At 41.6% G+C, this 26,741-nt stretch carries 22 protein-coding genes; 10 read left to right on the top strand and 12 right to left on the bottom strand.

The genetic code is table 11. From position 1 onward, the window contains the following. Positions 1 to 5: 5 nt before the first annotated feature. The 3 genes from PVK79_RS03135 to PVK79_RS03125 form a co-directional block, all read right to left on the bottom strand. Complete coding sequence (locus tag PVK79_RS03135; RefSeq protein ID WP_257325282.1) at positions 6 to 1,886, bottom strand: methyl-accepting chemotaxis protein; 1,881 nt, start codon at positions 1,884 to 1,886, stop codon at positions 6 to 8. Positions 1,887 to 2,002: 116 nt separating this feature from the next. Then, complete coding sequence (locus PVK79_RS03130; RefSeq protein WP_257325281.1) at positions 2,003 to 3,031, bottom strand: MJ1255/VC2487 family glycosyltransferase; 1,029 nt, start codon at positions 3,029 to 3,031, stop codon at positions 2,003 to 2,005. Further along, on the bottom strand, positions 3,028 to 3,567 hold the full coding sequence (locus tag PVK79_RS03125) for a phosphatase PAP2 family protein (RefSeq protein ID WP_257325280.1): 540 nt from the start codon (positions 3,565 to 3,567) through the stop codon (positions 3,028 to 3,030). The genes PVK79_RS03130 and PVK79_RS03125 overlap by 4 nt, the downstream gene beginning before the upstream one ends. A 218-nt stretch (positions 3,568 to 3,785) precedes the next feature. Between PVK79_RS03125 and rraA the strand changes: the two genes are divergently transcribed. Both rraA and PVK79_RS03115 read left to right on the top strand, forming a co-directional pair. Continuing rightward, positions 3,786 to 4,283 (top strand): ribonuclease E activity regulator RraA, encoded by a 498-nt coding sequence (rraA, locus tag PVK79_RS03120; RefSeq protein WP_145238473.1) that lies wholly within the window; start codon positions 3,786 to 3,788, stop codon positions 4,281 to 4,283. Between the two features lie 3 nt (positions 4,284 to 4,286). Further along, on the top strand, positions 4,287 to 5,333 hold the full coding sequence (locus tag PVK79_RS03115) for a formimidoylglutamase (RefSeq protein ID WP_257325279.1): 1,047 nt from the start codon (positions 4,287 to 4,289) through the stop codon (positions 5,331 to 5,333). A gap of 7 nt (positions 5,334 to 5,340) precedes the next feature. Here the strand turns inward: PVK79_RS03115 and PVK79_RS03110 are convergent, their stop codons facing one another. Beyond that, the gene (locus tag PVK79_RS03110; protein WP_182731700.1) at positions 5,341 to 6,996 is read right to left on the bottom strand and encodes a GGDEF domain-containing phosphodiesterase; all 1,656 of its coding nucleotides are present in this window, start codon (positions 6,994 to 6,996) and stop codon (positions 5,341 to 5,343) included. Between the two features lie 130 nt (positions 6,997 to 7,126). Then, a complete protein-coding gene (hutI, locus tag PVK79_RS03105) occupies positions 7,127 to 8,374 on the bottom strand; it encodes an imidazolonepropionase (protein WP_182731683.1) in 1,248 nt (415 codons plus the stop codon). A gap of 109 nt (positions 8,375 to 8,483) precedes the next feature. On the opposite strand from hutI, the gene hutC reads away from it, so the two are divergent. The 3 genes from hutC to hutH all read left to right on the top strand — a co-directional run bounded on the left by hutC (position 8,484) and on the right by hutH (position 12,502). Further along, a complete protein-coding gene (hutC, locus tag PVK79_RS03100) occupies positions 8,484 to 9,191 on the top strand; it encodes a histidine utilization transcriptional repressor HutC (protein WP_145238461.1) in 708 nt (235 codons plus the stop codon). Between the two features lie 102 nt (positions 9,192 to 9,293). Beyond that, positions 9,294 to 10,967 (top strand): urocanate hydratase, encoded by a 1,674-nt coding sequence (hutU, locus tag PVK79_RS03095; protein WP_145238458.1) that lies wholly within the window; start codon positions 9,294 to 9,296, stop codon positions 10,965 to 10,967. Positions 10,968 to 10,969: 2 nt separating this feature from the next. Then, positions 10,970 to 12,502, top strand: a complete 1,533-nt coding sequence (gene hutH / locus PVK79_RS03090) for a histidine ammonia-lyase (RefSeq protein WP_145238455.1) — start codon at positions 10,970 to 10,972, stop codon at positions 12,500 to 12,502. Here the strand turns inward: hutH and PVK79_RS03085 are convergent. Then, a complete protein-coding gene (locus PVK79_RS03085; protein WP_257325278.1) occupies positions 12,499 to 13,272 on the bottom strand; it encodes a Rossmann-fold NAD(P)-binding domain-containing protein in 774 nt (257 codons plus the stop codon). The genes hutH and PVK79_RS03085 overlap by 4 nt on opposite strands. Positions 13,273 to 13,398: 126 nt before the next feature. Here PVK79_RS03085 and PVK79_RS03080 point away from each other — a divergent pair, with 126 nt between their 5' ends. Together PVK79_RS03080 and hemN are read left to right on the top strand one after the other, a co-directional pair. Continuing rightward, complete coding sequence (locus PVK79_RS03080; protein WP_145238449.1) at positions 13,399 to 15,429, top strand: methyl-accepting chemotaxis protein; 2,031 nt, start codon at positions 13,399 to 13,401, stop codon at positions 15,427 to 15,429. 110 nt (positions 15,430 to 15,539) lie between these two features. Then, positions 15,540 to 16,913: an oxygen-independent coproporphyrinogen III oxidase gene (gene hemN / locus PVK79_RS03075; protein ID WP_257325277.1), complete on the top strand. Its 1,374-nt coding sequence runs from the start codon at positions 15,540 to 15,542 to the stop codon at positions 16,911 to 16,913. A 61-nt stretch (positions 16,914 to 16,974) separates the two neighbouring features. Here hemN and PVK79_RS03070 read toward each other — a convergent pair whose 3' ends face one another. The 3 genes from PVK79_RS03070 to PVK79_RS03060 form a co-directional block, all read right to left on the bottom strand. Beyond that, positions 16,975 to 17,487, bottom strand: coding sequence for a DUF2489 domain-containing protein (locus tag PVK79_RS03070; protein WP_220493612.1), 513 nt, complete (start codon positions 17,485 to 17,487; stop codon positions 16,975 to 16,977). Next, on the bottom strand, positions 17,487 to 18,071 hold the full coding sequence (gene yihI / locus PVK79_RS03065; protein WP_145238440.1) for a Der GTPase-activating protein YihI: 585 nt from the start codon (positions 18,069 to 18,071) through the stop codon (positions 17,487 to 17,489). The genes PVK79_RS03070 and yihI overlap by 1 nt, the downstream gene beginning before the upstream one ends. Before the next feature lie 756 nt (positions 18,072 to 18,827). Then, complete coding sequence (locus PVK79_RS03060) at positions 18,828 to 19,460, bottom strand: c-type cytochrome (protein ID WP_182735060.1); 633 nt, start codon at positions 19,458 to 19,460, stop codon at positions 18,828 to 18,830. A gap of 295 nt (positions 19,461 to 19,755) precedes the next feature. Here PVK79_RS03060 and yihA point away from each other — a divergent pair, with 295 nt between their 5' ends. Beyond that, positions 19,756 to 20,418: a ribosome biogenesis GTP-binding protein YihA/YsxC gene (gene yihA, locus PVK79_RS03055; RefSeq protein ID WP_145238434.1), complete on the top strand. Its 663-nt coding sequence runs from the start codon at positions 19,756 to 19,758 to the stop codon at positions 20,416 to 20,418. Here yihA and PVK79_RS03050 read toward each other — a convergent pair whose 3' ends face one another. After that, entirely contained in the window at positions 20,419 to 20,940 is a 522-nt protein-coding gene (locus tag PVK79_RS03050; RefSeq protein ID WP_145238431.1) for a DUF1285 domain-containing protein, read from the bottom strand. Further along, entirely contained in the window at positions 20,940 to 21,527 is a 588-nt protein-coding gene (locus PVK79_RS03045; RefSeq protein ID WP_145238428.1) for a YceI family protein, read from the bottom strand. The genes PVK79_RS03050 and PVK79_RS03045 overlap by 1 nt, the downstream gene beginning before the upstream one ends. 438 nt (positions 21,528 to 21,965) lie before the next feature. Between PVK79_RS03045 and PVK79_RS03040 the strand changes: the two genes are divergently transcribed. Together PVK79_RS03040 and PVK79_RS03035 are read left to right on the top strand one after the other, a co-directional pair. Next, positions 21,966 to 22,886, top strand: coding sequence for a lipase family alpha/beta hydrolase (locus PVK79_RS03040; protein WP_257325276.1), 921 nt, complete (start codon positions 21,966 to 21,968; stop codon positions 22,884 to 22,886). A 3-nt stretch (positions 22,887 to 22,889) separates the two neighbouring features. Then, positions 22,890 to 23,699, top strand: a complete 810-nt coding sequence (locus PVK79_RS03035; protein WP_257325275.1) for a lipase chaperone — start codon at positions 22,890 to 22,892, stop codon at positions 23,697 to 23,699. A gap of 136 nt (positions 23,700 to 23,835) precedes the next feature. Here PVK79_RS03035 and polA read toward each other — a convergent pair whose 3' ends face one another. Further along, positions 23,836 to 26,571: a DNA polymerase I gene (polA, locus tag PVK79_RS03030; protein WP_182759970.1), complete on the bottom strand. Its 2,736-nt coding sequence runs from the start codon at positions 26,569 to 26,571 to the stop codon at positions 23,836 to 23,838. Positions 26,572 to 26,741: the final 170 nt, after the last annotated feature.

Genomic DNA, 26,741 nt, shown 5'->3' with positions numbered 1-26,741 from the left:
TGTTTTTAAACCTTAAACTTATCTATCGCGGCGTAAAGCACTCTTGCTTGCTCTGATACCTCTTCGCTAGTTTGTGCATTTTTTGATGAATGAGCTGAGGCATCTTCGGCGATATCACGAATACGCACGACGTTTTTATTCACCTCAGAAGCAACTTGGCTTTGCTCGTCAATTGCGGTGGCAATATGCGTGCTCATTTCCATAATAGTTTGCACATCTTCGGTAATAGAGTTCAGTAGTTCACCCGCTTTTGTTGCTTGTGCTGCGCTTTCGCCGCCTTGTGTTCGGCATCGTTGCATTATGCTTACGACTTCTTGAGTACGCCCTTGTAAAATCGAGATAATGCTCTCAATCTCTTTGGTTGACTCTTGAGTACGCTGTGCAAGTGAACGCACTTCATCAGCAACAACAGCAAAGCCTCGGCCTTGCTCTCCGGCGCGCGCAGCTTCGATTGCGGCATTGAGTGCTAGTAAATTAGTTTGTTCAGCGATACCACGAATAACATCCAATACTGAGCCAATAGTTTCACCGTCTTTTTCAAGCTGTGATACTACGGTAGAGGCATTACCCAGTGAATCGGATAATTGATTGATCTGCTTAACCGTTGCTTCAACTTCTTTGCGCCCCTGTTGAGCACTTTGATTGGTTGATTCTGCTTTTTTGGCTGCAGCCTCGGTATTATGAGAAATGTCTTGAATGGTGGCTTGCATTTCCGTCGCGGCGGTTGCAACCATATCAGCTTCATGCAACTGCTCTTGCATACCCGAGCTCGTTGCTGCGGTGCTCTCAGATAAGTGATCGGTAGCGATATTTAAAGTTGTTAAAGCTGTATTCACTTCATAGATCAGTTCTTTAAAATCATTTATGAGACTATTAAAATCGATCGTCATGGTAGTGACTTCGTCTTTACCACTATGATCTATTGTAAGTCGTAAATCATTGTTGCGACGAATTTCATTGATGGTGTGATACACCCGTTCAATTGGAACGATAATCGAACGACTTGTAAAGTACACCAAAATCATCACCAGTAAGCTGGCAACAATAAAAATTGCGATAGCAATCATTTGTGCTTGTGCAGCAGTAGACTCAACTTGTTGTTTCGTTGCCGTCGTAATTAAAGTGACTAAATCATCACTTTGTTTAACGCTGTCTCTCATTTTACCAAGTGCACCTGAACCTAAATCCAGACCTAATGCAACTTGCGCATCAACTAACGACTTAAACTTACTTTTATAAATTGCAAGTAAACGTAACAGCTCTGACTGGTCACTTGAAGCCAAGTTTTCGTTGCGAATTTGACGTTCTAGCTGCGATATGCCGTCTTCAAAACGAGTTAAATATTTTAGGTCAAAACGCAGCATAAAATCTTTTTCAGAGCGTCTAAGCTGTAACATCAAAGTGAGTAAATGATAGTTATCTTGCTTATTTAACAGCGTTTCCATTTGATGCACAGCATCTCGTAGTTCGCCATAAAGCGCATCTTTAGGGTGTAAACCAATTTTCTTTTGTAATTTTACAACTTTTTGAAAGTCGTCATTATATTGCTTAGCAAGTGCTACAAATTGCTCGACTTGCGCAGTGGCAATATCAAGCTCCGCTGATAACTGAGCCAACATTTTTATTTTAACCTGAAGCTGCTCATATTCTTGATCGAATAACTCTAAGCTGCTTTCTTGCTTATAAAACAAAAAGTCTTTTTCGTACTTACGCATTGACAGTTCGTGTATATCGAGCTCTTCAGCATACTGAATCGTTTCATTTAGTTTCAGCATAATGCGTGCCTCATAGATAATGACGCACAACATAACGACCATAGCGAGACCAACAACTAATGCATTGACTTGTAAACGACGTTTAATAGTCAAATTTTGGAGTAAACTCATTAACAACAGCCTATAAAATAAATCACTGCAAGATAGTATAGTTAAATAACTAACAATTGGCTTACATTATTATTCTTTTTTACTACAGTGCTTTAAAAAATCCGTTGATTTTGAATTTAACCTACCGAAGCCCACAAATTTTGATGTAACTCCTGTGTGTTATGCCACTGTTTAGCTGCTAACCACTCAACTAATGGCTGTGGATCACTTGGAAAATTAATCTGTTTTTGTGAGGTACTATTGAGCCAATCATCCAACGCATTGGGGTTTAAGTAATTCATTACATGCGCGGCTTTCATTGCTAATAATGTTTGTGCATTGGCGTCTTGTTCAAATTGCCCTAATAATGGTTTTAATAACAGTTTCTTACCTAATTTTAATGCTTCACTAGAGAGCTCAAAACCAGCATTGGCGATCACGCCACTGGCATTGGCTAAATCATTTAAAAAGCCGCCACGCGAAGGTGCTCGTAAATGAATATTCGCGGTTGAGCTATCCTGTGCCAGCGGGTGGTAACAATAAAACTCTTTTTCAGGAAACTCTTGCAAGTAATCAATCACACTTTGCAGTTCTTCAAAAGGTAAATATACCAATACTTTATTGTCAACATTGACCGGATTATCATGTCGATGATGAGCAATAAAAGGAGGGATAATATTTTGCGCAAATGGCTGCCAATGCACGCCCAAGTGGACATCTGCAGGAGCATAATATTTTATGAATGAGCGACGCAGCAAACTATGCCCAAACATTGGTACTTTGGGTGATAAAAATGCGGCTTGATGACTCATGCCTATGACTGGCACTCCTTGGCGTTTTGCTGCCCATGCAGTGATCGGTTCAAAGTCATTAAATACAAAATCATAACCCGATACATCTAACTGTTTAATATCTTTTAGTAATCTACATATACGGCTATTCTTCACTGTTTGATAACTATTTACTTGGCCATTTTGAGTAGTAAAAGATAACCCCCGAAAGCTGCGATAATTAGTAAACTCGTCCATATCAAAGTAATTCTGCTGGGCTCGACCTGAAAGCACATAATCCACTGCAACACCCATTTTTTTGAACGTACTCGCCATTATTCGCGCGCGGGTGATATGACCATTACCAGTTCCTTGAATGCCATAAAGTATTTTCATAAGGTTGCCACTATCAAGATTGCCAAAAAACCACAACTTCCCCCCATCAATGCACCAAGCACTACATCAACAGGAAAATGTACCCCAAGTAACACCCGCGATGCTGCGACCCCTGTTGCCCACAAAAAACCTAGCTCAGCGAATTGCGGGAAATACTGCGCTAAGATAACGGCCACTAAAAATGCGCCAGCACTGTGCCCTGACGGTAAACTAAATTTATCACTGGGCGCAATGTAAGCGCCTTTTACTAAACAATCACATGGCCGAATTCTGGCAAAACTATTTTTAGCCACGTAATAAATGGGTCGCTCAATTAAAAAGCCCAGCAATAGAGTCATCGCCATAAGCCGTAATTCAGCTTCACTGCTAAGCCAGCCAAAACCAACAGCGATTAATACATAAAGCCCTCCATTGCCTGTTTTTGAGAAACCTAAAGCTGAATTTTTTAACCATTTTGGGGCATTGCCATTAAATAGCATCAAAAACAAACTTTGGTCCAGTTGGACAACTTTTTTTAGCATGTTGTTCTCACTCATTACTTGCTCCTTTAATTGTGCAAACTCTGTACACAATTTCAGCTTAGGCGGTGAAAATAACAATTGAGTGACGCTTTTAAGACACTAATATTGCTTTTCCTGTTTTAGCGCAATAATTGTTTAAAAAGAGCGCAATTTACTGTTATTAAGTCGTTGTTATTGCATTTAAGAAAGGTATACTGAACATCAGCTCACGTATCTTTAGAAAGGATAGAAAAATGGATTACAGCACTTCAGATTTATGCGATCACTTTGCCGATGTGGTCGATGTGCTCGAACCTATGTTTATTAACTTTGGTGGTCGCCACAATTTTAGTGGCCGTATTAAAACCGTCAAATGTTTTGAAAATAATGAACTGATCCGCGACATACTCTCTCAAGACGGCGAAGAATGTGTATTATTAATTGATGGGGGTGGTTCAACTCGTCGCGCATTAATCGATATCGAGCTTGCTGAACTAGCTGTAGAAAATAACTGGCAAGGCATTGTGGTATACGGTGCAGTACGTCATGTTGATGAACTTGAAGAGCTTGATTTAGGTATTCAAGCAATTGCTTCAATCCCTGTTGCAGCAGACAGCACCGGTGCTGGTGAAGACGGCATTGGCGTTAACTTCGCTGGTGTATCATTCTTTGATGACGACTTTATCTATGCAGATAGCACCGGTATTGTATTATCTGGTGAAGAACTTGAACTGGAAATCGTAGAAGAATAACGAGTGTCAAACCACCTACATATCTATGATGAAGCGACTGTAAAACCTTGGTGTAGCAGTCGCGCTAATGAAAGAAAAGCATGGCAGTCAATAGCCCTACTTGACACTGGTGTTGATCCTTTACAAGCCATGCACGATGCCGCGCAATTTGGTATTAAGTATGTATTACTAGGTATTTGCGAAGATATCGGGCCACGCGCTAACTTAGGCAATGGTGGTGCCGAAGATGGCTGGCAAGCATTTCTTAAACGCTTTTTAAATCAACCTGATAACCAATTTTTAGCGAACGAAAAAGTTTTGTTATTAGGCGAAGTCGCGATCAGCGATTTGACTCTCGCGGCGCGCGATTTATCAAACCAAAATCCTCAGCAACTAACACAATTACGCCAGTTATGCGCCCAGCTTGATCAACGTGTTGAGCAAGTGCTGAGCTTAATTTTTGCTGCAGGGTTAGAGCCAATCGTTATTGGCGGTGGCCATAATAACTGCCTTGGTATTATTCGCGCATTAAGCAAGCATAAACAGCGCCCAATAAACGCGATCAACTTTGACCCTCATGCCGATTTCCGTGACTGTGAAGGCCGCCATAGTGGTAATGGTTTTCGCTATGCATATAACGAGCAACACTTAAATAATTATCATGTTATTGGCATGCACGAGCTGAAAAACAATCAAGCAATTATTGATGCTTTAGCTGCTGCCCAATATAGTTATGATAGCTACCAAGCGCTGCAAGTTAGGCGCGAAAAAACCTTAACTGAAGCATGCCAGCAGGCACTATATAATCTAATTGATGCACCACTTGGGGTTGAAGTGGATCTTGATAGCATTTCATTAATGCCCGTCAGTGCGTATACCAATTGTGGTTTTAGTGTTAGCGATGCCGAACACTTTGTGCATTTAGCTGCCAGTCAAGTAAACAGCCAATACTTGCATTTATGTGAAGCAGCCCCCAACCAACATCCTAGTGGTATACAGGCCGGAATGAGCGATGCAGGGCAAATAATCACAGCTCTCGTGAATGCTTATTTACAAGCCAAAGCAAACTAAAAAACGATTACGGATGCTCTATTTGCCATTGTTTTAACCAAGAGATCATGCCAACACTGCTAAGTGGATGACTATAGTAATAGCCCTGCGCGGCATAGGCGTTTAAACTTTTTACAAAATTAAGCTGCTCCAGTGTTTCTACCCCTTCGCAAATTACCTTCGCATTTTGTTGGTTATGCATATCAACCATACCACTTATCAAACTACGAACATGGCTTTGATGACTGAAATCAGCTGTTAATGAAGGCGCTATTTTTACATATGCAACGGCTAAATTTGGTAACTTAGCAAGCCAAATAGGGCTATCACCAAGGCCATCCACACAGACTTTAATACCAATGCTATTGATGCGTGCGACCATTGCTTTACCTTGCTCATCTAAACTCATAAACAGATTAAGTGGACACTCGACAATTAAATCGCCAGCTTGTAGTTGATGTTCGATAAAAATGTGATCAAGGAATTCGATAAATTCTTCATTTAGCATTTCAGAGCCAAATAAATTTATACTCAAAGGCATCGTTATGCCTTCCATGCGCAGTGCCATTGCAAGCTCTGCGGCGCGTTCAATAACAAATGTGGCTAATGGATAAGCAAGCCCTGCAACACGTATATCATCAATAAATCGATTAGCCGATAAAATCCCTTGTCTGGGATGTTGCCAACGCAGTAACAACTCTAAAAATTCAATTTTTTCATCGTGATTGCAAATGATGGGTTGGAAATACAATTCAAGTTCGCTAGAAAAATCGATATTTGCTAATTCTTTCAAACGCGCTTGCTGTTCTAATTGCTCTATTCTCATTTGTTGATGGTACACCACCACTTGTTGTTTTGGGTGGCTATCTAAAGCGAGGTAAGCAAACGAAATTAAATTATCAAAGCTATTTTCTTGTTCATCGCAATCAACGAAACTGGCCCGTGCATTGACTTTAATAGTGCAATTAGCCACATTAAACGGCTTCAAGGTGGCCCCTAGTATTTGATTGATTAATTGCTCATGTAGATGTTTTTGCTGCGCTAAATTACATATAAACGCAAAATTTAGGCCACCAAGGTGAGCTAATTTTTGTTCCCCAGCTAAATTAATCACTTCTTCAATAAGCAGTAGCTGCTTAATACGGTTTGCAGACTGCGCTAATAGTAAATCCCCAAAGTCTCGGCCAATATGCTGATTAACCTGAGCAAACCCCTCCAACCGGATAACCACCAACGCAGCTCGTTGTTGATTGTTTTTACGCCAGTCGTAATAGCCTTGGCGTAACTGCTTAATATCGGGAAGATTTAATAACGGCGCAGGCTCCATAAAGTGATTTATATGCGCTGCGTCATCAGCCTCAGCAACAAGTTCTTCATCATCAAAATAGCCAGACATCGCCAGTACAATGCTCGCCAGTACAATTAAATAAAGAGGTAACTCAAGTAGTAAATGAGCCGCTAAGCACACCGTAAATACGAGTGCTGAGCAACAGCTCAAAGTGAGCATAGTCCACTTATTTTGCGAAAATGCCAGCCATAAATGCAAACCAATACTCAGTGCAAATAGTAACTCCAAAAAGTTAAAGCCGCCACTTAATACTGCCAACCCAAGTACCCCATTGCTGAGATAGCTAAAGCGCAGTAATGGCTTTTTAACCACGCACAAGGCACAGATCATCGCCATAAAAATAGCGCCGGCTAAAAAAGTAGGCGTCAATATATTGTTTAAAAAAGCGCTCCCTGCAGAATATTCAAGTCCCGTATTTGTTAATAGCGCAATTAAAATCATTTTTTGAGTACAACATTACAACAGACTAATTTAGTCTACCCAAAATCCACAGATTTAACAGTTTATTCACGCCAAATTGATAACTTAATTGTGCTGGGTGGGATATTTGCCAATGAGCTATATCGGCACGCATGCCGACTTTTAACACTCCGCGATCAGTTAAACCCAATGCTTTTGCGGCATTACGCGTAACTCCGGCGAGAGTTTCTTCAGGAGTTAAGCGAAATAAAGTACACCCCATATTCATCATTAATTGCAAAGAACACAAGGGTGATGTACCTGGATTAAAGTCTGTCGAAATCGCTATTGGTACTTGATACTGCTTTAATAGCTCAATTGGCGGCTGTTTGGTTTCGCGTAAAAAATAAAATGCCCCGGGTAATAATACCGCTACAGTGCCTGCTGCAGCCATGGCCTTTACTCCAGCTTCATCTAAATGTTCAATATGATCAGCAGATAACCCATTAAATTCAGCGACTAATTGTGCTCCTTGCTGATTTGAAAGCTGTTCAGCATGACATTTCACTGGCAAATTATGTTTTTTTGCGGCATTAAAAACTCGGCGAGTTTGCTCATTACTAAAACCAACATTTTCGCAAAACACATCGACAGCATCGGCTAAATTTGCAGTGACCACTTGCTCAAGCATCTCATTACAAACCAGATCGATATACTCATCACTGCGACCTTTATATTCCAAAGGTAGGGCATGCGCCCCCAAAAATGTCGTTTTTACATCAATCGGGTGATTTTCACCTAACAAACGTGCCACTTCGAGGATTTTAACTTCATTTTCGCAATCAAGTCCGTAACCAGATTTGATCTCAACGGTACTCACTCCCTCGGCATAGAGGGCATTGAGACGATCCTTCGCGAGCACAAATAAAGCCTCATGATCCGCAGCTCGTGTTGCTGCTACCGTACTAGCGATCCCCCCACCTTGCGCTGCTATTTGCTCGTAACTAACACCTTGTAAACGCTGTTCAAACTCTTCAGCTCTTGAGCCGGCAAACACTAAGTGGGTATGACAATCAATTAAACCAGGTGTTAGCCACTGCCCTTTTGCTGAAAGCATCGGCGTTGCTAATACGTCGAATTTAGGTAAATCGGCTTGTTTACCCAACCACACAATGACACCTTTGCGGATAGCCAATGCTGCATTTTCGATGGCGCCATAAGGGGCTGCAATACTGCAATCCATAGTTGCGATATTGGCATCTGTGATCAATAAATCCCAGTCATTAGCCGGATCATTTGCAGTGATTGTTGTCATATTAACTCCGAAAATTATTTTTTATCAGTCTAACAAGTCATCTTGTATATACAAGGTAAATATGCCATCTTATAGTTAATAACAAATTTAAAAGACCATAATAATTCAAATGACGACACCTAAGTTCGCACAAATAAAGCAATTTATTGTTGATAATATCCGCAGCGGCGCATGGCTTGAAAACCAACGTGTGGCTTCTGAAAATGAATTAGCAGAACAATTTAGTGTTAGTCGAATGACTGCGCGCCGAGCATTAAGCGAGCTCACCGAAGCGGGTATACTGACTCGTAGTCAAGGTTTAGGCACGTTCGTTGCCAGTTTTAAATCGCAATCATCATTGCTTGAAATCAAAAATATAGCAGATGAAGTCAAGGCCCGTAACGGCAATTATAGCTGTACAGTATTAGTGCTTGAATCTATCAGCGCCGTTGCGCCAATTGCGATTGCACTGGGTGTTGAAGTAGATAGCGTGGTGTATCGCAGTGTATTAGTGCATAACGAAAACGAACAGCCACTGCAAGTTGAGGAGCGCTTTGTTAACCCTGCACTAGCAACAAGCTACCTTCAACAAGATTTTACTGCGTTAACTCCGCACGAATATTTATCGAGCGTCGCACCATTAACGGAAGCGCGCCATACGGTAGAAGCAATAATGCCTAACAGCGAAATGTGCCAATGGCTTAATTTATACCATGAAGAGCCATGCTTACAGGTGATTAGGCGTACTTGGTCATCATCTGGGATTGTTAGTTTTGCCCGTTTAGTATCACCGGGTAGTAAGTATCGCTTAGGCGGACATTTAACTTTTAAAAAGTAATATGTAAAAAATAACATTAGAAAGAATATAAAAATCAAAATGATGCGCTTCACAGCGTATTTTTTGAAACCAATAAGCTTGTATATACAACAGGAGTAATCTATGAACAACAGACTTGATGAATCTCGCGTTATCCGCGCCCCACACGGCGATAAAATCAGCGCTAAGAGCTGGCTCACCGAAGCAGCTAAGCGCATGTTAATGAATAATTTAGATCCTGAAGTAGCCGAACATCCACATGCTTTAGTTGTGTACGGTGGGATTGGTCGTGCAGCGCGTGATTGGCCTTGCTTTGATAAAATCATCGAAACTCTCGACAGACTCGAAGACGACGAAACGCTACTCGTACAATCAGGCAAACCTGTTGGGGTATTTAAAACTCACAGTAATGCACCGCGAGTATTAATTGCCAACTCAAACTTAGTACCTCACTGGGCTAATTGGGAGCATTTTAACGAGCTCGATAAACTTGGTTTGATGATGTATGGCCAAATGACTGCGGGATCATGGATCTACATTGGATCACAAGGCATAGTACAAGGTACCTACGAAACCTTTGTAGCGATGGCAAAACAACATTTTAATGGTGACGCTGCTGGAAAGTGGGTGCTAACCGGTGGCTTAGGCGGTATGGGCGGCGCGCAGCCACTTGCGGCAACCATGGCGGGATTTAGCGCACTCGTAGTTGAATGCGATGAAACGCGTATCGATTTTCGGATCAAAACCCGCTATGTGGATGTTAAAGCAACCGATTTAGATCATGCACTGGAGCTTATCAACGAGGCGTGTGGCAAAGGCGAAGCGCTGTCAGTCGGCTTACTTGGTAATGCCGCTGATGTATTTAGTGAGCTTGTTAACCGAGCTATTACTCCCGATGTAGTGACCGATCAAACCTCTGCTCACGACCCGTTGAATGGCTATTTACCGCAAGGTTGGAGCATGCAACACGCGGCTAAAATGCGTGAACAAGATCCACAAGCGGTTGTCAAAGCAGCTAAGCAATCGATGGCTGTGCAAGTCAACGCAATGTTAGCACTACAACAAGCTGGTGCTGCAACAACTGACTACGGCAATAACATTCGTCAAATGGCATTTGACGAAGGCGTAACAAATGCCTTTGATTTCCCAGGTTTTGTGCCAGCTTATATTCGTCCATTATTTTGCGAAGGAATTGGTCCATTCCGTTGGGTGGCATTATCAGGCGATCCTGAAGATATTTATAAAACCGACGCAAAAGTGAAAGAGCTTATTCCTGACGACAAACACTTACATAACTGGCTTGATATGGCTCGTGAACGTATTCAATTCCAGGGCTTACCTGCTCGTATTTGCTGGGTTGGCTTAAAAGACCGCGCTCGTTTAGCGCTGGCGTTTAATGAGATGGTCAAAAATGGTGAGCTTAAAGCACCGATTGTGATCGGCCGTGACCATTTAGACTCAGGCTCAGTTGCGAGTCCAAACCGTGAAACCGAAGCAATGAAAGACGGCTCAGATGCAGTATCAGATTGGCCATTACTTAATGCATTACTGAATACCGCAGGAGGTGCAACATGGGTGTCACTTCATCATGGTGGTGGTGTAGGTATGGGCTTTAGCCAACATTCTGGCGTAGTCATTGTTGCTGATGGCACCGACGAAGCAGCTGCGCGGGTTGGCCGCGTATTATGGAATGATCCTGCAACGGGCGTTATGCGCCACGCGGATGCAGGTTACGATATTGCAATTAATTGTGCGACCGAGCAAGGCCTCGACCTGCCAATGTTAAATAAGGAATAATCATGTTTAAACTCACCCTAACACCTGGAAAGCTCGATTTAGCAACACTGCGCCAAATTAATTTATCACCAGTGACGTTAACGCTCGCCAAAGATAGCGAGATAAAAATAGCAGCCAGTGCACAAACCGTGCAAGACGTGATTGATCAACACAGAACGGTTTATGGCATTAATACCGGTTTTGGCTTACTCGCCAATACTAAAATTGCTGAACATGAATTAGAGTTACTCCAGCGATCCATTGTACTTTCCCATGCTGCGGGCATCGGTGCTTATATGGATGACAGCACAGTACGATTGATGATGGTATTGAAAATTAATTCATTATCACGTGGCTTTTCTGGCATTCGCCTAAAAGTGATCGAATTCTTTATGCAGTTACTTGCTGCACAAGTCTATCCATGCGTGCCAAAAAAAGGCTCGGTAGGTGCATCTGGCGATTTAGCGCCACTTTCACATATGTGTTTACCACTGCTCGGCGAAGGCGAAATGCGCTATCAAGGTAAACTCATTAGCGCTGCTGACGGTCTTAAAATAGCCGGTCTTGAGCCATTAACACTGGCTGCTAAAGAAGGCTTGGCTTTGTTAAATGGCACTCAAGCCTCTACCGCATTTGCGCTTCAAGGGCTATTTCGGGCTGAGGATTTATATGCACAAAGCTGCGCGATTGGCTCAATTAGTATTGAAGCAGCAATGGGAAGTCGCTCGCCATTTGATGCACGTATTCATGAAATTCGTGGCCAACTTGGTCAAATCGATACCGCGGCAATGTTTCGCGATATGCTCGGTGAACATTCACAGATCAGCGAAGCTCATGTGGATTGTGAAAAAGTACAAGACCCGTATTGCCTACGCTGTCAGCCACAAGTACTTGGTGCGTGTTTAACGCAAATTCGCCAAGCAGCCGAAGTGTTGTTGTGTGAATCTAATGGTGTAACCGACAACCCATTAGTATTTGCTGATGTAGGCGATATTATTTCGGGAGGTAACTTCCACGCCGAGCCTGTGGCTATGGCAGCCGACAATTTAGCATTAGCGATTGCCGAAATTGGTGCACTAGCTGAGCGTCGTATTGCGTTACTCATTGATTCAAACTTATCAAAGTTGCCACCTTTCTTAGTTGAAAACGGCGGCGTTAATTCAGGCTTTATGATTGCACAAGTAACCGCAGCAGCATTAGCGTCTGAAAATAAATCATTGGCGCATCCTGCTTCTGTGGATAGCTTACCAACTTCAGCTAACCAAGAAGATCATGTTTCTATGGCAACTTTTGCAGCACGTCGTCTGCAAGAAATGGCTGATAACACGCAAGGCGTACTGGCAATTGAATGGTTGGCATCTGCGCAAGGGTTAGAATTTAGAAAGCCATTGCAAGCATCAGCCAAAGTTGAACAAGCTAAAGCAACACTGCGCACAAAAGTGAGCTACTACGATAAAGACCGTTATTTTGGCCCAGATATCGAAGCAGCTAATTTATTATTACAGCAAGGTGAGTTGTGTAATTTATTACCTAAAGGCGTATTACCGTCGTTTTAAATAGCAAACTGATAGTTAAAACCAAGTGATTCAATAGCCGAACCATCAATGATGCGTTCGGCGCTTTCGTCACTCGTAAATGTAGGGGGGGGTGTTCCGTATTGCTGGCATTTTTGCTGATAGTAATCTGCTTTGGTTGGATGAGCTGGGTTGACTACATTGTAAATTGACGCTGCAACTTGCCAATTCTCCAACACAGTAACAATCGCATTAATAACATCTTGTTGCTGCACCATATTAACGGTTTGGTTGCTCGAACTTTGTAGTTCTTTGCCTGCCACAAAACGCCCAGGCTCTCGCTCTGGCCCAATTAAACCACCGAGTCTAAGTACTTTTCCACCCGCATTTAATACCAGTTGCTCAGCATCAATTAATGGCTGTTGGCGTGCAGTGCTTACTTTAATCTCACTTTGCTCTGTATAGGTTAGATTATCTTGAGCATACACAGCCGTTGATGAACACAACAAAAAGCCTTTTGCATTCATGGTGCCTGCCAGTTCAATGGCTAATTTTAACGTGGCTAAATAATGGCTATCAGCGTGGCGACTACGTGGTGGTATAGCACACACCCACCACGCATTATGTAAATCTAGTTGATGAGCTAATTGCTGATCTGCAAATACTAACTGGCGCTGAAAAGCATATTGATGCTCTGCGCTGCGATGGGTGCCTTGAACATCCCAACCTTTTGCGAGCTGTTGTAAGCACAATGGCTGACCCAACCAACCTGCGCCCAATACTATTAATTGGTCTTTATTTTTACCCGCCACGTAACATCACCCTTACAATTAAATAGAAATTTGTTCACTTCTCTCATCGCACACAATAGCGATTAAGATAAAGATATGATTAGATAAGAGTGCTTACTCTACTAAATAATAAGAATGTGTGCACTTATGTTACGAAATCTATCATTACGAAAAAAAATCCTGTTATTAATTGGTGGCACTATCAGTGTGCTGTTACTTATTGCCTCGGCTTACTTTGTGAACCATATCGCCGCCTTGTCTCGTCAAAGTATTGAACGTGAAGCATACAGCTACTTACAAAGCGAACAGCTGTCAATGCAGAGCTATTTTGCTCAATATGGCAAAGTTGTAGAAACTTTTGTGAATAATCCTCATCTCGTTAACTGGTTTGACGCATGGGATAAACGCGACCAAACACTCCAAGGCGCGCCAGGCTACGAAGAAGTAAATCAAGACTTTATACGCATTAGTGGCAATGATGAAAATATTCTCTCGGCATTTTTTGCCTCCGCCAAAACCGGTGAATATTTTAAAGAGCATGAACGTACTACCCACTATAATGGCCAGCCGTATTACGCTTATAAACGTGGTTGGTGGCAAGATGCATTAAAAATTAACCGTTTATATGTCGGGCCCATTTCAGTTGATTTAACCACAGGTAATGCCTCTGCGGTTGTGCAACAGCCTGTTTATAATAAGCAACGCGAACTAATTGGTTTTGGTGGCGTCGATTTACAACTGAATAAAATCAATAAAATGGTCGAAGATATTCGTTTTAACGGTCAAGGTTTTGGCTTTTTACTCGATGGCGACCAAAAAGTGGTGCATTTATCAAAACGTACCAACCATAAACTTTCAATCACCGATGAAGGTCCTAACGGTAAAGAGGGGTTAGAAGTACTTGAAAAACAATTTAGCGACACGCAAGGCTTCAGTTCGCTCAACCAGCAAATGAAAAATAACGTCGCTGGTGATGCCAAGGTAACCTTACAAGGACAAGAGTACTTTGTGGTTTATAACCGCTTACAATTAGAGCATCCTTATCTAAACTGGTACGTGGGTATTTTAGTGCCACGCACTATGATTGATGAGCCAGTAAATGACGCGGTCATGACCACCACCAGCTCGGTCATTATTATTTTATTAATCATCATGGCAATGATTTTGTGGGCTACAAAAATGATCTCACAGCCGATCATCACCTTGACCCATATCATGCGCGATATTGCTTCTGGGGATGGCGATTTAACCCAAAAAATTACTATTGATAGCAAAGATGAAGTTGGCCAGTTAGCTCATCATATGAATACCTTTATTGATAAGTTGCACGTTATGATGCTTAATACCGCAGCACAGGCTGAACAACTTACCGATGCGGCGGCACAATTAAAATCGGTTTCGCAACAAACTAATGACGAAATTCAACAAGAAAAACAGCAGGTTGATAGTGTTAGCGCGGCAGTAACCGAAATGGCGACCACGGTTATGGAGATCTCGCGTAATGCACAACACACCAACAATGCAGCTGAGGAAGTCCAACAGATCACCGCAGATGGCGCCACTCGCTCGCAAAATGCACAAAGCGTGATGACCGCCTTAGCTGACCATATTGGCGAAGCTGCTAAAGTGGTCGCAGGCCTAGAGCAAGAAAGTGGTAACATCGGCGCCGTAGTTGATGTGATCAATTCCATTGCAGAGCAAACCAATTTGCTGGCGCTGAACGCTGCAATTGAAGCCGCCCGTGCTGGTGAGCAAGGCCGTGGCTTTGCGGTCGTAGCCGATGAAGTTCGCTCGTTGGCCAGTCGCACACAAGAGTCAACTGATGATATTCGCAACATGATCTCACGCTTACAGCAAATTGCACAGCAAGCTTCAACTATGATGCAACAAGGACAAGAGCGCGCGCAAAGCTCGGTTACGCAAACTCAAGAAGTACTAGATGCATTGCAAAACATTGCTGACTCAGTGACTAAAGTACAAGATCAAAGTCATCACATTGCCACCTCAACCGAGCAACAAACGGTGGTTGCCGAAGATATAAATAATAGTTTAGCGGCAATTAATCACTTAGTGAACAGCACTGCAGATCATGCCCTTGAGCTTGCTGATGAAGCCAGGGACCTTAACGAGCTTGCCAGCTTACTAAATAAAACCGTTAATCAGTTTAAGCTTAAGTAAGCCAATATTGATAAGCAAAAGAGTGCTCCGGCACTCTTTTTTGTTGTAGATCAATATTCCCTCGACGCATCCTTTTTATACTAACGAAAATGATATAAAAGGTGCGCGTGATGATTAATTTACCCAAATGGGATCAAAGCTTAATAAATAAGTACAATGTGTCTGGACCAAGATACACCTCCTACCCCACAGCATTGTCGTTTAATGATGGCTATCAACAACAAGACTTGATCAGTGCAGTTAACTCATCAAACAGTCGCAGCTTATCTTTATATATCCACATTCCGTTTTGCAGTCAGCTTTGCTATTACTGTGGCTGTAATAAAGTAATAACCCGCCATCAATCAAAAGCTGACTTATACCTAGATTATCTTGAAAAAGAAATCATCGCTCAAGCGCTGCTATTTGATAGCTATCAAGTACAGCAACTGCATTTAGGCGGTGGCACGCCCACTTTTTTAACAACCAGCCAAATGAGCCGTTTAATCGCGCTACTTGAGCTGCACTTTAAGTTTGCTCCCGATGCGGAGCGTGGCATTGAAATAGACCCTCGCTCACTGGCAACTGACATGCTCAGCCACTTGCGTAGCCTTGGCTTTAACCGTGTATCATTTGGCATTCAAGACTTTAATGATGATGTACAGCTTGCCGTTAACCGTCCACAAAGTGCTGATGCAGTAAAAAGTTTGATTGGTGAAGCGCGTGAACTCGGCTTCAAATCAATCAATGCAGATATGATTTATGGCTTACCACTGCAAACCCCTGAGAGCTTTAAAGAGACTATTGAGCAATTAATTGCCCTTAGTCCTGATCGTGTATCGGTATTTAATTACGCGCACTTACCGGATCGCTTTGCCGCTCAGCGAAAAATTAAGGATGCAGATTTACCTAGCGCTCACGATAAGCTCACCATGTTTAAGAATACCTTAGAACAAATGAGTAACGCAGGTTATCAGTTTATTGGTATGGATCACTTTGCAAAAACCAGTAATGAGTTAGCTATTGCACAAAATAGTCAGCAATTACATCGTAATTTTCAAGGCTACACCACTCATGGTGACTGTGATTTACTGGGTTTAGGGGTGTCATCAATTTCACAAATTGGCACTGCTATTTTGCAAAATCAAAAAGAGTTAAAGCATTACTATCACGCGATTGATAATCAGCTTGGCAGTGCAATCAGCAAAGGTATGAAACTTGATAATGATGACGTTATTCGCGCTGATGTGATAAAACAGCTTATTTGCCACTTTGAACTGAATATGCAAAGTATTGCTAATAGCTATCAACTCGACTTTAAAGATTACTTTGCCAGCTCACTGCAAGCTCTTGAGCCGCTAATAGCAGATGGCATGGTAACTATCAATGCAGACTTAATAACCGTCACAGCACGCGGCAATTTGTTTATTCGTATCATTTGTATGTGTTTTGATGCTCATTTACAAAAACAGATTAACGCGACTCTGTTCTCTCGGGTAATTTAATCTGAGTGCACAAGCATAAAAAAAGCAGACCGAGGTCTGCTTTTTTATTGACACTATAAAATTAGTTAAACACCACGTTTTCGCTACCAGGGGCTGCTTTAAACTCTTCAATGATTTTCTCACAGTCAGCTTTAATTTGCTCTGCATGAGTTTCTTCAGCACGCCAGCGAGCGCTATCTTGTTTAAATATTTCTTTTTTCGAATATTTTTTACGAGCGTCATGAGTTGGCATTTCTTTTACCACTTCATACATCGCAAATATGCCTGGATAACGCCCTGGAAGGTCTTCGTCATCCGTAAAGCTGTATTGCGACATTAGCACCCAAATACGCAAACTCCCTTCTGAGAACTCACATTGCTCTTGGTGCATAGCACGGGCGATTAAATGAATGCTGTCTGCGAGCTTGGCATTTCGCTCTAAGCGTGACTTAGCTAACTTAGCTTGCTGCTTTACCTGCTCTTTCGCGATCAGTTTTTTTTGCGCACTGAGTTTATACAGTAATTGGCCAGCATAAAATGCCAGCCCCGCAATGATCACAGCGCCAACACTCAGAGCCAAGATCATTATGTTCATTATTTATCGTCCTCGTCATCTAACCATTCATTGGCTAAATCATTCGACAAGTAATGATCAAAGTCACTATTAGCTTCTTCGCTAAACTCTTCATCATCAAAATCGTCAGCTTCGTCTTCAATACCAAGCAATTCACATAACACTTGATGACGTGCAATACGGCTGTTGAAGTATTTAGCATCTTTACCTGTTAATAACTGGCCACTTTCATGTAACTCAACCAGCTTCAATAAGCGCTCATCATTTTCTAGCGCTTCTAATTCTTGCTCTGGTGAAAGTTCAGGCTGAACTACTTTTTTCAGTTCAACTTGTGGCTTCAAGTTACGTTTAAGCTCAATAACTGGTTCAGCTGCAACGGCAATTAAAGGGATTGGTTTTTTACTACCAACACGTTTATCTTTATGTTGCTGATTACTATTACTCTCAGGCTGTAAAGCGTCTATCGAGTTACGTGAACCTGGCTTTGCACCTTTGGTCTTTTTAACGCGTTGTTCTTTCAATGCACGCATTTCTTTAAGCTTATCTTTGCTTAAACGAACAGGACCGTTAGACGGGATTTTACGTGACTTTTTAGTTCTACTCATATCTTGATCATCTCACTTAAGAGGTTTTGAGCAACGCGCATTTTAGCGTTGCGATGCTGGCCTTGCCAGAAGAATTCGGTTTGTGCGGATTGAGGTTGGGTAACTCGACTACTTGCGCACTTTCTATACATTTAAGTATAAACAATGGCTATTGTAACAGGACAAATAAAAAGGCGGTAGAGAAAACATCTCTACCGCCTGCTAATCTGAGCGCCATTTAACTGGACACTTCTCCCTTCGACTTTTTAGTCTTTATTATTGTTATTATTTTTGTTGTTCCATGTTGTTATTATTTTTACCTTCCGTGTAACATTCCATTTTGTTTTTATTTTAAACTTCCGTGAGATTTTATTATTCTCGGTCTTCATTGACTCTTTTTTAATATTCCTTCGGTGACATCAACCGATGTCTTATCCCCGATAATCACGTCACACTACTTTCCGTGTAGTTTAGTCCATTTTGTTCTTATTGTTTCAGCGACAGGGGTTAATTTACGCATTAATAATTTTGTTACAACTAATTTATATAATTTTTCTTACGCAATACAAATTGCAACATAACCAAAACATTAAATTACAATGAGTTATAATAAAAATAAAAATAAAAATAGGATTTGGCTTACAGCAGGATATGGTCAATGTCTTACAAGGAAAGAGGTAATATCGACAAAACAAAAAATACAAAAAAAGCAGCCTGAGCTGCTTTTTGTAACCACTATAGATTTTAGGATTAATAATAAAATTAATCTATACTACTTTAGTGTAGTCCACCTAAGTACTTAGAAAGCACTTCGATATCTTTGTCAGTTAGCTTTTTGGCAATATCTTGCATCATGCCATTTAAATCATTATGACGCACACCATCACGGAATTTCTCAAGCTGTGACTTGATGTATTCTGGATGTTGAAAAGAAATTTTTGGAAATTTAGCTAATGATGAGCCATTACCACGTGGACCATGACATGCTGCGCATGCTGGAATACCACGTTCTGCGTCACCTGCTTTATAAAGCATGGCGCCAACGTCAACGATATCTTTAGGTGTCTCACCTTCAGACATGTTAAGTGACGAAAAATAAGCAGCCAAATCTTTCATGTCTTGATCGCTTAATGGCATTGCCATCGCGCTCATGACTGGATCCATACGACCCTCTTTACCACCTGAAGTCATACCTAACTTCAATTCAGTAAGTTGCTTATAAATATAATCCGCGTGTTGGCCTGCAAGTTTTGGGTAGATATTAACCGGCGCATTACCGTCTGGGCCGTGACAAGCCGCACACGTTGCTGATTTTTCTTTACCTGCGTTTACATCGCCATCAAATGCTGTTGCGTTGCTTGCTGACAACGCACCAAGCAATATAGTTAAAGATAGTGCTATTTTTTTCATGGTGAATTCTCTGTTTCCGACCCTGTATCATCTACAATATGGATGTTGTGATTTATATATTCTACACGATAATAAATTCTCTGGCACGTTTTCTACTCATATTAAACTTATAAATTATAGGGTTTTGACCTAGATTAAGCTTTGACCATATCATTTTAGTTGATTTTAGGCTGTTATCTTAGTCCAAATGCGCTTTTTAATAGTGTAGTAATAGTATAAAATGCGCCCCTTAAGTGAACTTTAATTAAGTAAAGTTTACTCGCTGTAATACTTAATTAAGTTTCTAGGAGAGCCTGTGCTCAAATCTCGTATCAAATATAACACTGCATCGTTCGTTACCAGCGCTCCAGATATCACTAAATTGCCTGCTGATACGGGAATTGAAGTTGCCTTTGCTGGCCGCTCCAACGCCGGTAAGTCTAGCGCCCTAAATGCATTAACTGACCAAAAGCTGGCACGTACTAGTAAAACCCCTGGCCGTACGCAACTGATCAACACATTTGAATTAGCCGATGTTGATGATATGCGTCTAATCGATTTACCTGGCTATGGTTTTGCTAAGGTACCGATCGAAATGAAAAAGAAATGGCAAAAGTCATTAGGTGAATACCTGCAAAAACGTCAAAGTTTAAAAGGTATCGTGATCTTAATGGATATTCGTCATCCTCTTAAAGATTTAGACCGCGATTTAATTAATTGGGCAATTGGTAGTGAAATTCCAGTATTGGCACTATTAACTAAAGCCGACAAACTAAAGCAAGGTGCACGTAAAGCACAGGTGCTGCAAGTTCGTCGCGAGTTAAGCAGCTTAGAGGGTGATATTACCGTTCACGCGTTTTCATCTTTAAAAGGCACAGGATTACCTGAAGTTGCTAAGAAATTAGATGAATGGTTCCTAGGGCCAATTGTTGCAATACCACCTACTGATGTTGAACAAACGCCTGAATCAGATGCTTAATCACACGTTTAAGTAAAAACGCTGACCCGCAGATTGAATGAAATAGCCTTGCTTATCAGCTTGTGCTATTTCTGCCCACTGATAAAACACACTTCTTGATACCCGAGCACTACAGCCATACGGTAACTGTAAATACGGCACATCATTGCCCTGATAATCTTGTACTACTAAAGGTTGTTCGCAGGTTACTAGCCAAGTTCGCTGTAAATTATCCACACAACATAACACTTGCCCTTGCTCTGTCATTTCAAAGCGCCAATTTACGATTATAAAGGGAGCATCATGGACAGTAATAGCTATTTTTTCGATTGGTGTTTTTAAGTAAAAAGTATCCTGCTCTTTGCAAAGAACTGAGGCAAACAGCTTAACCATAGCGATACGAGTAATTTTACTGCCACCGTATAACCACTCACCTTGCTGATTGATGATAATTGGCAGCTCGCCACAATGCTGCGGCTGCCATTGAGAAAATGGCTTGCTTGGCTGCTCAAGTGCAGTGGCAAGCTCATTCAAAGAGTGCATTATTTAAGCTTGTTCATCGTTAATGAAAAACTAACAGGTACTGCCGTTGCTATCGATGGTAAACCTGCTAACTTTTGCAATTGCATAATGCCATCAATGACAGCAAAGTCTGCGCCATTTATGATAATTGGGCTCATTGATGAAACGCTGATATCCCCTTGCGATGACAAGTTGGCTATAACATCCAGTGTAATCTCTTTCTTAGCACCATGAAAATCAAGTTCAGCACTAATACCTTTAAATACATGTTGGCCAGGCTTAAGCGCTTTTAATTGCGTGCTTAAATTAGCTGTTATGGTTGCGGTTGGAAACTTCGCTGTTTCAAATAACAACTTGGTCATGCGTTCATTACGGATAGGGATCATCGTTTCAACTGAGCTCAGATCAATATCAACTGAGAAAGAGCCATCTTCAGCTAAACTACCTGACACATTTTTGAAGTGATGCACTTCAGCAATACTATTTGACTTAATAGACACAAAACTTACTTTGCTTTGATCATTGTTAACCTGCCAATCAGCACAGGCAACACCAGAGACTAATAGGCTTGATAACGAAAGACCTAATATCGCAATTGATTTAACCATCACGCATTCCTTTCAAAATGAAAATGAGATTCAATGGTATCACTTGTTCTATGAAGTGCAATCAATAGCATAATAAATAACAGAGACAAAAAAAACGACCCAACAAATTAATGCTGGGTCGGTATAGCAAACTGGGGAGAAGCTATCAATACAAGCACTCTTTCGAGTGCATCATCAACAGGATGTCCTACAGGATGAGGACGACGCGGACTTTACCAAACTAACCATGATAAATAAACTAAATACAGGTACTAACTAGTCGAATTGATAAACATATAACTAATACTACAAATTGCATGTTAATTTAACTTAATATTAACATTGAATTTCAGCTCAAAATTTGCTCTATTAACTAATTAGAATAAAAACTCCACACACTTTGTCTGTAAACAGCAGTTCAAAGCGTGATCAAACACACACAATAAAAGAGCACTGATCATGAAAAAAATAACCACTCTATACTTATGCTGCCTGCTATTTATCTTCAGTAATAGCGCTAATGCAGGCTATACCCAAACTAAATACCCAATTGTATTAGCACATGGCTTGATGGGTTTTGACGATGTATTAGGTGTCGATTATTTTTATCGGGTACCAGCAAGCCTCAGTCGTGATGGCGCACAGGTTTTCGTCACGGCCGTATCCTCGCTGAATAATTCTGAACAACGAGGCGAGCAGTTACTACAGCAAGTTGAACAGATTATTGCACTAACTGGTACAACAAAAGTAAATCTCATTGGTCATAGTCAAGGTGCGCAAAGTATTCGCTATGTTGCCTCACTACGCCCCGACTTAGTTGCCTCAGCGACCAGTGTTGGCGGTGTTAATTTTGGTAGCCCTGTTGCTGATGTGGTGCGCCAAGGACTGACTCCTGGCTCTAAGCTAGAAGGTATAGCTAAAACAGCCTTTGATGCATTTGGCGGGTTAATCGCATTACTCTCTGGCAATAGTCAGTTACCACAAGATGCGCTTGGTGCACTGGAGAGCTTAACCACTGAGGGCGCGCTGACCTTTAATCAAAAATATCCAGAAGGCCTACCTGCTGAGCAATGCCAGCAAGGACCTATGTATGCCACTAATGGCGTATATTACTTTTCTTGGAGTGGTACTCGAACTTTAACAAATATATTTGACCCATCAGATGCAGCACTGGCGATCACTGCAATACTGATCCCAGGCGATGACGATGGCTTAGTCTCTCGTTGTAGTAGCCATTTAGGTTATGTATTAAAAGATAATTACCGCATGAATCACCTTGATGAAGTGAATCAACTGATTGGCTTTCATCATTTATTTGCAACCGATCCACTGACAGTCTACCGTCAACATGCTAATCGCTTAAAAAAATTAGGCTTATAAACAATGAAGCGGTTGCTCATTTTAGTGCTAGTGATATCTATCACTAGCACCGCTATGATTTTTTTACTCAGCGACGATAAGCTTACAAGTGCAACGCCACCACATGTCGATCAACCGATGGCAATCGATAGCATTTTTGAACACGTTATTTTAGCTAGCCAAGAGTCCGGTGAGTTTAATGCTTCGCAGGCTCTAGAACAGTGCGAAAAGTTAGCTGCATGCGAAATCAATAGTGAGCTATTTAATCGCTACCTCAGCTTTAAAATAGCGCTGGCAGAGCTGCAGCAACAACTCGCTCATTTGCCGCTAAGCGAACAATTAATTGCAATGATCGCTTTTCAACAACGCTACTTCAATGCAGCTGAAATCACTCTTTTATTTAACGATGATAATGACTGGCAGCACTATACAATTGCCAAGCTTGAAATTAATCTGAACAACCATATTAGTGATGAATTAAAGCAACAATTGTTATCTAATTTAGAGGGCGAGCAACCTGAGCGTATTACCCAGGCACTTAAACCTAGTAACGATCTAAAAGCTTTAAACACTGAGCTAAAAGATGCCCTGCAACAACAAGACTACAATCAACTGGCAGCGGAATTTGGCGATGCTGCGGCAACAAGGTTAATCGCTCTAGAGCAGCAGCGCCAGCAATGGCAAACATTGAGTGAGCAACTCAAACAACAAATTAAACAGTTAAAACAACACTATGAGCCACAACAAGCAGAGCAAAAAATTACCCAGCTACTTGATGAGCATTTAACCACAAATCAAAAGCGACGGTTTTTAGTGTTATATCCATTGCATTAAATGAGTGACCTACTATAGCGTTAAGAAAGTAGCCGAATGGCCACCTTTTAAAAAACTGACTACCCTATTCACAGACATAAAAAAGCGCGGCTTCACTCAATACAGCCGCGCTTATATGATTTAAAAAGCTCAGTGATTAATGGGCTTGTTGCCAATTATCTCCGCTATCAGCTTCAACCACTAATGGCACATCTAATTTCGCAGCATCAGACATTAACTGGCAAATTTCTGCGGTGTATTGCTCAACACACTCAGTTTTGATTTCAAATACCAATTCATCGTGTACTTGCATCAGTAATTTAACCGTATTCGGTGCTTGTTCATACACCCATTTGTTGACTGTTAGCATGGCTTTTTTGATGATATCAGCAGCGGTGCCTTGCATTGGTGCATTAATCGCAGCACGTTCGGCTCCTTTACGGCGCGCGCCATTACGGGCGTTGATCTCTGGTAAATGTAAGCGACGACCAAAAATAGTTTCAACATAGCCATTTTCGGCAGCTTTCTCACGGGTTGATTCCATGTACTCAAGCACACCAGGGAAACGTTCAAAATACTTATCAATGTAATGTTGCGCTTCATGGCGCGGTACATCAAGTTGACGTGCTAAACCAAATGCTGACATCCCATAAATTAAACCAAAGTTAACCGCTTTAGCTTTACGGCGCATATCCGTGGTTACATCTTCTAACTCAACACCAAACACTTCCGCAGCAGTTGCACTGTGTACATCAAGACCATTGGCAAACGCATTTAACAAGCCTTTATCTTGCGATAAGTGCGCCATGATACGTAGTTCGATTTGGCTGTAATCGGCAGCCACTATTTTATAGCCATCTGCAGCAATAAAAGCCTCACGAATACGGCGTCCTTCTTCTGAACGAATAGGAATATTTTGCAGATTAGGATCGCTTGAACTTAATCGGCCAGTTGCCGTTACCGCTTGATGATAAGAAGTATGCACACGCTTCGTTTGCTCATTAACTATCAGTGGTAATTTATCAGTGTAGGTTGATTTAAGCTTAGATAAACCCCGGTGCTCAATAATAACTTTAGGCAGCGGGTAATCGTGAGCCAACTCTTGTAGTACTTCTTCAGCTGTAGAAGGTGCGCCTTTTGGCGTTTTTTTAATAACTGGCAGTTCAAGCTTTTCAAACAACAATACTTGCAATTGCTTTGGTGAGCTTAAGTTAAATGGTTCACCAGCAATCTCATGCGCTTCTTTTTCCAGCTCAATTAAACGCTCACCCAAACGCTGGCTGTGTGCGGCAAGCATTTTGCTATCAATCGCAACACCGGTACGCTCAATATCTGAAATAACGCTGACAAGCGGCATCTCTATATCTTCAAATACCGATTTAAGCTTTTCATCGGCTGCAAGTTTCGGCCATAATACTTGGTGTAAACGAAGCGTAATATCCGCATCTTCTGCGGCATAAGGTGCCGCTTTATCAAGTTCGATTTGATTAAATGTCAGCTGCTTTTTACCTTTACCAGCAATGTCTTCAAAACTGATATTTTTATGGCCTAAATATTTTAGCGCCAACGAGTCCATATCATGGCGAGTACCAACACTATTAAATACGTAAGATTCAAGCATAGTATCGAATTTAATACCCTTTAGCTCAAAACCGGCATTAGCCAATACACTCTTATCATATTTTAAATTTTGACCAACTTTAGCTTTGTTTTCATCAGCTAAAATTGGCCCGATCTTCGCCATCACCGTCTCTAAGCTTAACTGTTCAGGCGCGCCAGGATAATCATGGGCAACCGGTAAATACACGGCTTCGCCAGCTTTAACAGCAAAGCTCATCCCGACAAGTTTAGCTTGCATGTAATCAAGGCTGGTTGTTTCAGTATCAAAGGCAAATAGGTCAGCGGCATTTAATTGCTCGACTAAAGTATCTAATTGCTCTGTTGTCAGGATTGTTTCATAATGAGCATCAGCCACTTGCGGTAATTCATTCGCTTCACTAGGGACAGCCAAGTGAGTGTCTGCATCTTTTGGATTATCTAATAACTCAGCTAACCAGCGACGGAACTCACACTCGCCATACAAGGCAATCAGTTCATCACGATTTGGCTCTTGCAATTTAAAGGTATCTAAGTCTGATTCAACTTCAACATCGCATTTAATGGTAGCCAGTTCATAACTTAGCGGTAAATGATCGACTGCGGCGGCAAGCTTTTCGCCGATCTTACCTTTGATCTCACCGGCATGATCAAGCACACCTTGTAATGATCCGTATTTTTGTAACCACTTAACCGCCGTTTTAGGGCCGCATCCATCGACACCTGGGATATTATCTACTTTATCGCCCATCAAAGCTAAGTAATCGATGATCAGTTCAGGACCAACGCCAAATTTTTCAACCACAGTGTCTGGATCAGAAATACTGTCGGTCATGGTATTGATCAAAGTGACATGCTCATTCACTAACTGAGCCATGTCTTTATCACCGGTTGAGATCAATACATGGCGCTGCTGCTCTGAAGCAATACGGGCGAATGTACCAATCACGTCATCAGCTTCAACACCCTCAATACTAATAAGCGGAAAACCCATCGCCCTAATAATATCGTGCAGTGGCGCTATTTGCGTACGCAAATCATCGGGCATTGGCGGGCGGTTGGCTTTGTACTCACTGTACATATCATTACGGAAAGTTTTACCTTTAGCATCAAAAACCACCACCATATGGCTTGGATCATACTGTTTGATCAGGCTTTTCATCATGTTAACAACGCCGTAAATAGCGCCTGTTGCTTCACCTTTTGAGTTAGTTAAATGCGGTGGTGAATGATATGCACGGAATAAGTAGGAAGAGCCATCGACTAAAATAAGTGGATTTTCAGGGATCTGAGCCATGATGTAATTGGATCCTAAATGAGAGAAAACGAAATATCTGTAAGCATGCCATAAGGGCACGCATAAAACGACTGTGAATTAAGCTTTGTTTAAACCGTTAAATAAGAGTAAGTTGTGGATAACTATGTAGATAACACCCACAAGCTATTCCTCCAAAGTAATTTAAAACT

The sequence above is a fragment of the Pseudoalteromonas rhizosphaerae genome (assembly GCF_028885455.1).
Taxonomy (GTDB): domain Bacteria; phylum Pseudomonadota; class Gammaproteobacteria; order Enterobacterales; family Alteromonadaceae; genus Pseudoalteromonas; species Pseudoalteromonas rhizosphaerae.
This window is presented reverse-complemented; position numbering and strand designations above follow the sequence as displayed.

Bases quoted from the DNA above. Each gene is read 5' to 3' on its own strand.
- PVK79_RS03135 (WP_257325282.1), bottom strand. From the start codon at position 1,886: ATGAGTTTACTCCAAAATTTGACTATTAAACGTCGTTTACAAGTCAAT.
- PVK79_RS03130 (WP_257325281.1), bottom strand. From the start codon at position 3,031: ATGAAAATACTTTATGGCATTCAAGGAACTGGTAATGGTCATATCACC.
- PVK79_RS03125 (WP_257325280.1), bottom strand. From the start codon at position 3,567: ATGAGTGAGAACAACATGCTAAAAAAAGTTGTCCAACTGGACCAAAGT.
- rraA (WP_145238473.1), top strand. From the start codon at position 3,786: ATGGATTACAGCACTTCAGATTTATGCGATCACTTTGCCGATGTGGTC.
- PVK79_RS03110 (WP_182731700.1), bottom strand. From the start codon at position 6,996: ATGGCGATGATCTGTGCCTTGTGCGTGGTTAAAAAGCCATTACTGCGC.
- hutI (WP_182731683.1), bottom strand. From the start codon at position 8,374: ATGACAACAATCACTGCAAATGATCCGGCTAATGACTGGGATTTATTG.
- hutC (WP_145238461.1), top strand. From the start codon at position 8,484: ATGACGACACCTAAGTTCGCACAAATAAAGCAATTTATTGTTGATAAT.
- hutU (WP_145238458.1), top strand. From the start codon at position 9,294: ATGAACAACAGACTTGATGAATCTCGCGTTATCCGCGCCCCACACGGC.
- hutH (WP_145238455.1), top strand. From the start codon at position 10,970: ATGTTTAAACTCACCCTAACACCTGGAAAGCTCGATTTAGCAACACTG.
- PVK79_RS03080 (WP_145238449.1), top strand. From the start codon at position 13,399: ATGTTACGAAATCTATCATTACGAAAAAAAATCCTGTTATTAATTGGT.
- hemN (WP_257325277.1), top strand. From the start codon at position 15,540: ATGATTAATTTACCCAAATGGGATCAAAGCTTAATAAATAAGTACAAT.
- PVK79_RS03070 (WP_220493612.1), bottom strand. From the start codon at position 17,487: ATGAACATAATGATCTTGGCTCTGAGTGTTGGCGCTGTGATCATTGCG.
- yihI (WP_145238440.1), bottom strand. From the start codon at position 18,071: ATGAGTAGAACTAAAAAGTCACGTAAAATCCCGTCTAACGGTCCTGTT.
- PVK79_RS03060 (WP_182735060.1), bottom strand. From the start codon at position 19,460: ATGAAAAAAATAGCACTATCTTTAACTATATTGCTTGGTGCGTTGTCA.
- PVK79_RS03050 (WP_145238431.1), bottom strand. From the start codon at position 20,940: ATGCACTCTTTGAATGAGCTTGCCACTGCACTTGAGCAGCCAAGCAAG.
- PVK79_RS03045 (WP_145238428.1), bottom strand. From the start codon at position 21,527: ATGGTTAAATCAATTGCGATATTAGGTCTTTCGTTATCAAGCCTATTA.
- PVK79_RS03040 (WP_257325276.1), top strand. From the start codon at position 21,966: ATGAAAAAAATAACCACTCTATACTTATGCTGCCTGCTATTTATCTTC.
- PVK79_RS03035 (WP_257325275.1), top strand. From the start codon at position 22,890: ATGAAGCGGTTGCTCATTTTAGTGCTAGTGATATCTATCACTAGCACC.
- polA (WP_182759970.1), bottom strand. From the start codon at position 26,571: ATGGCTCAGATCCCTGAAAATCCACTTATTTTAGTCGATGGCTCTTCC.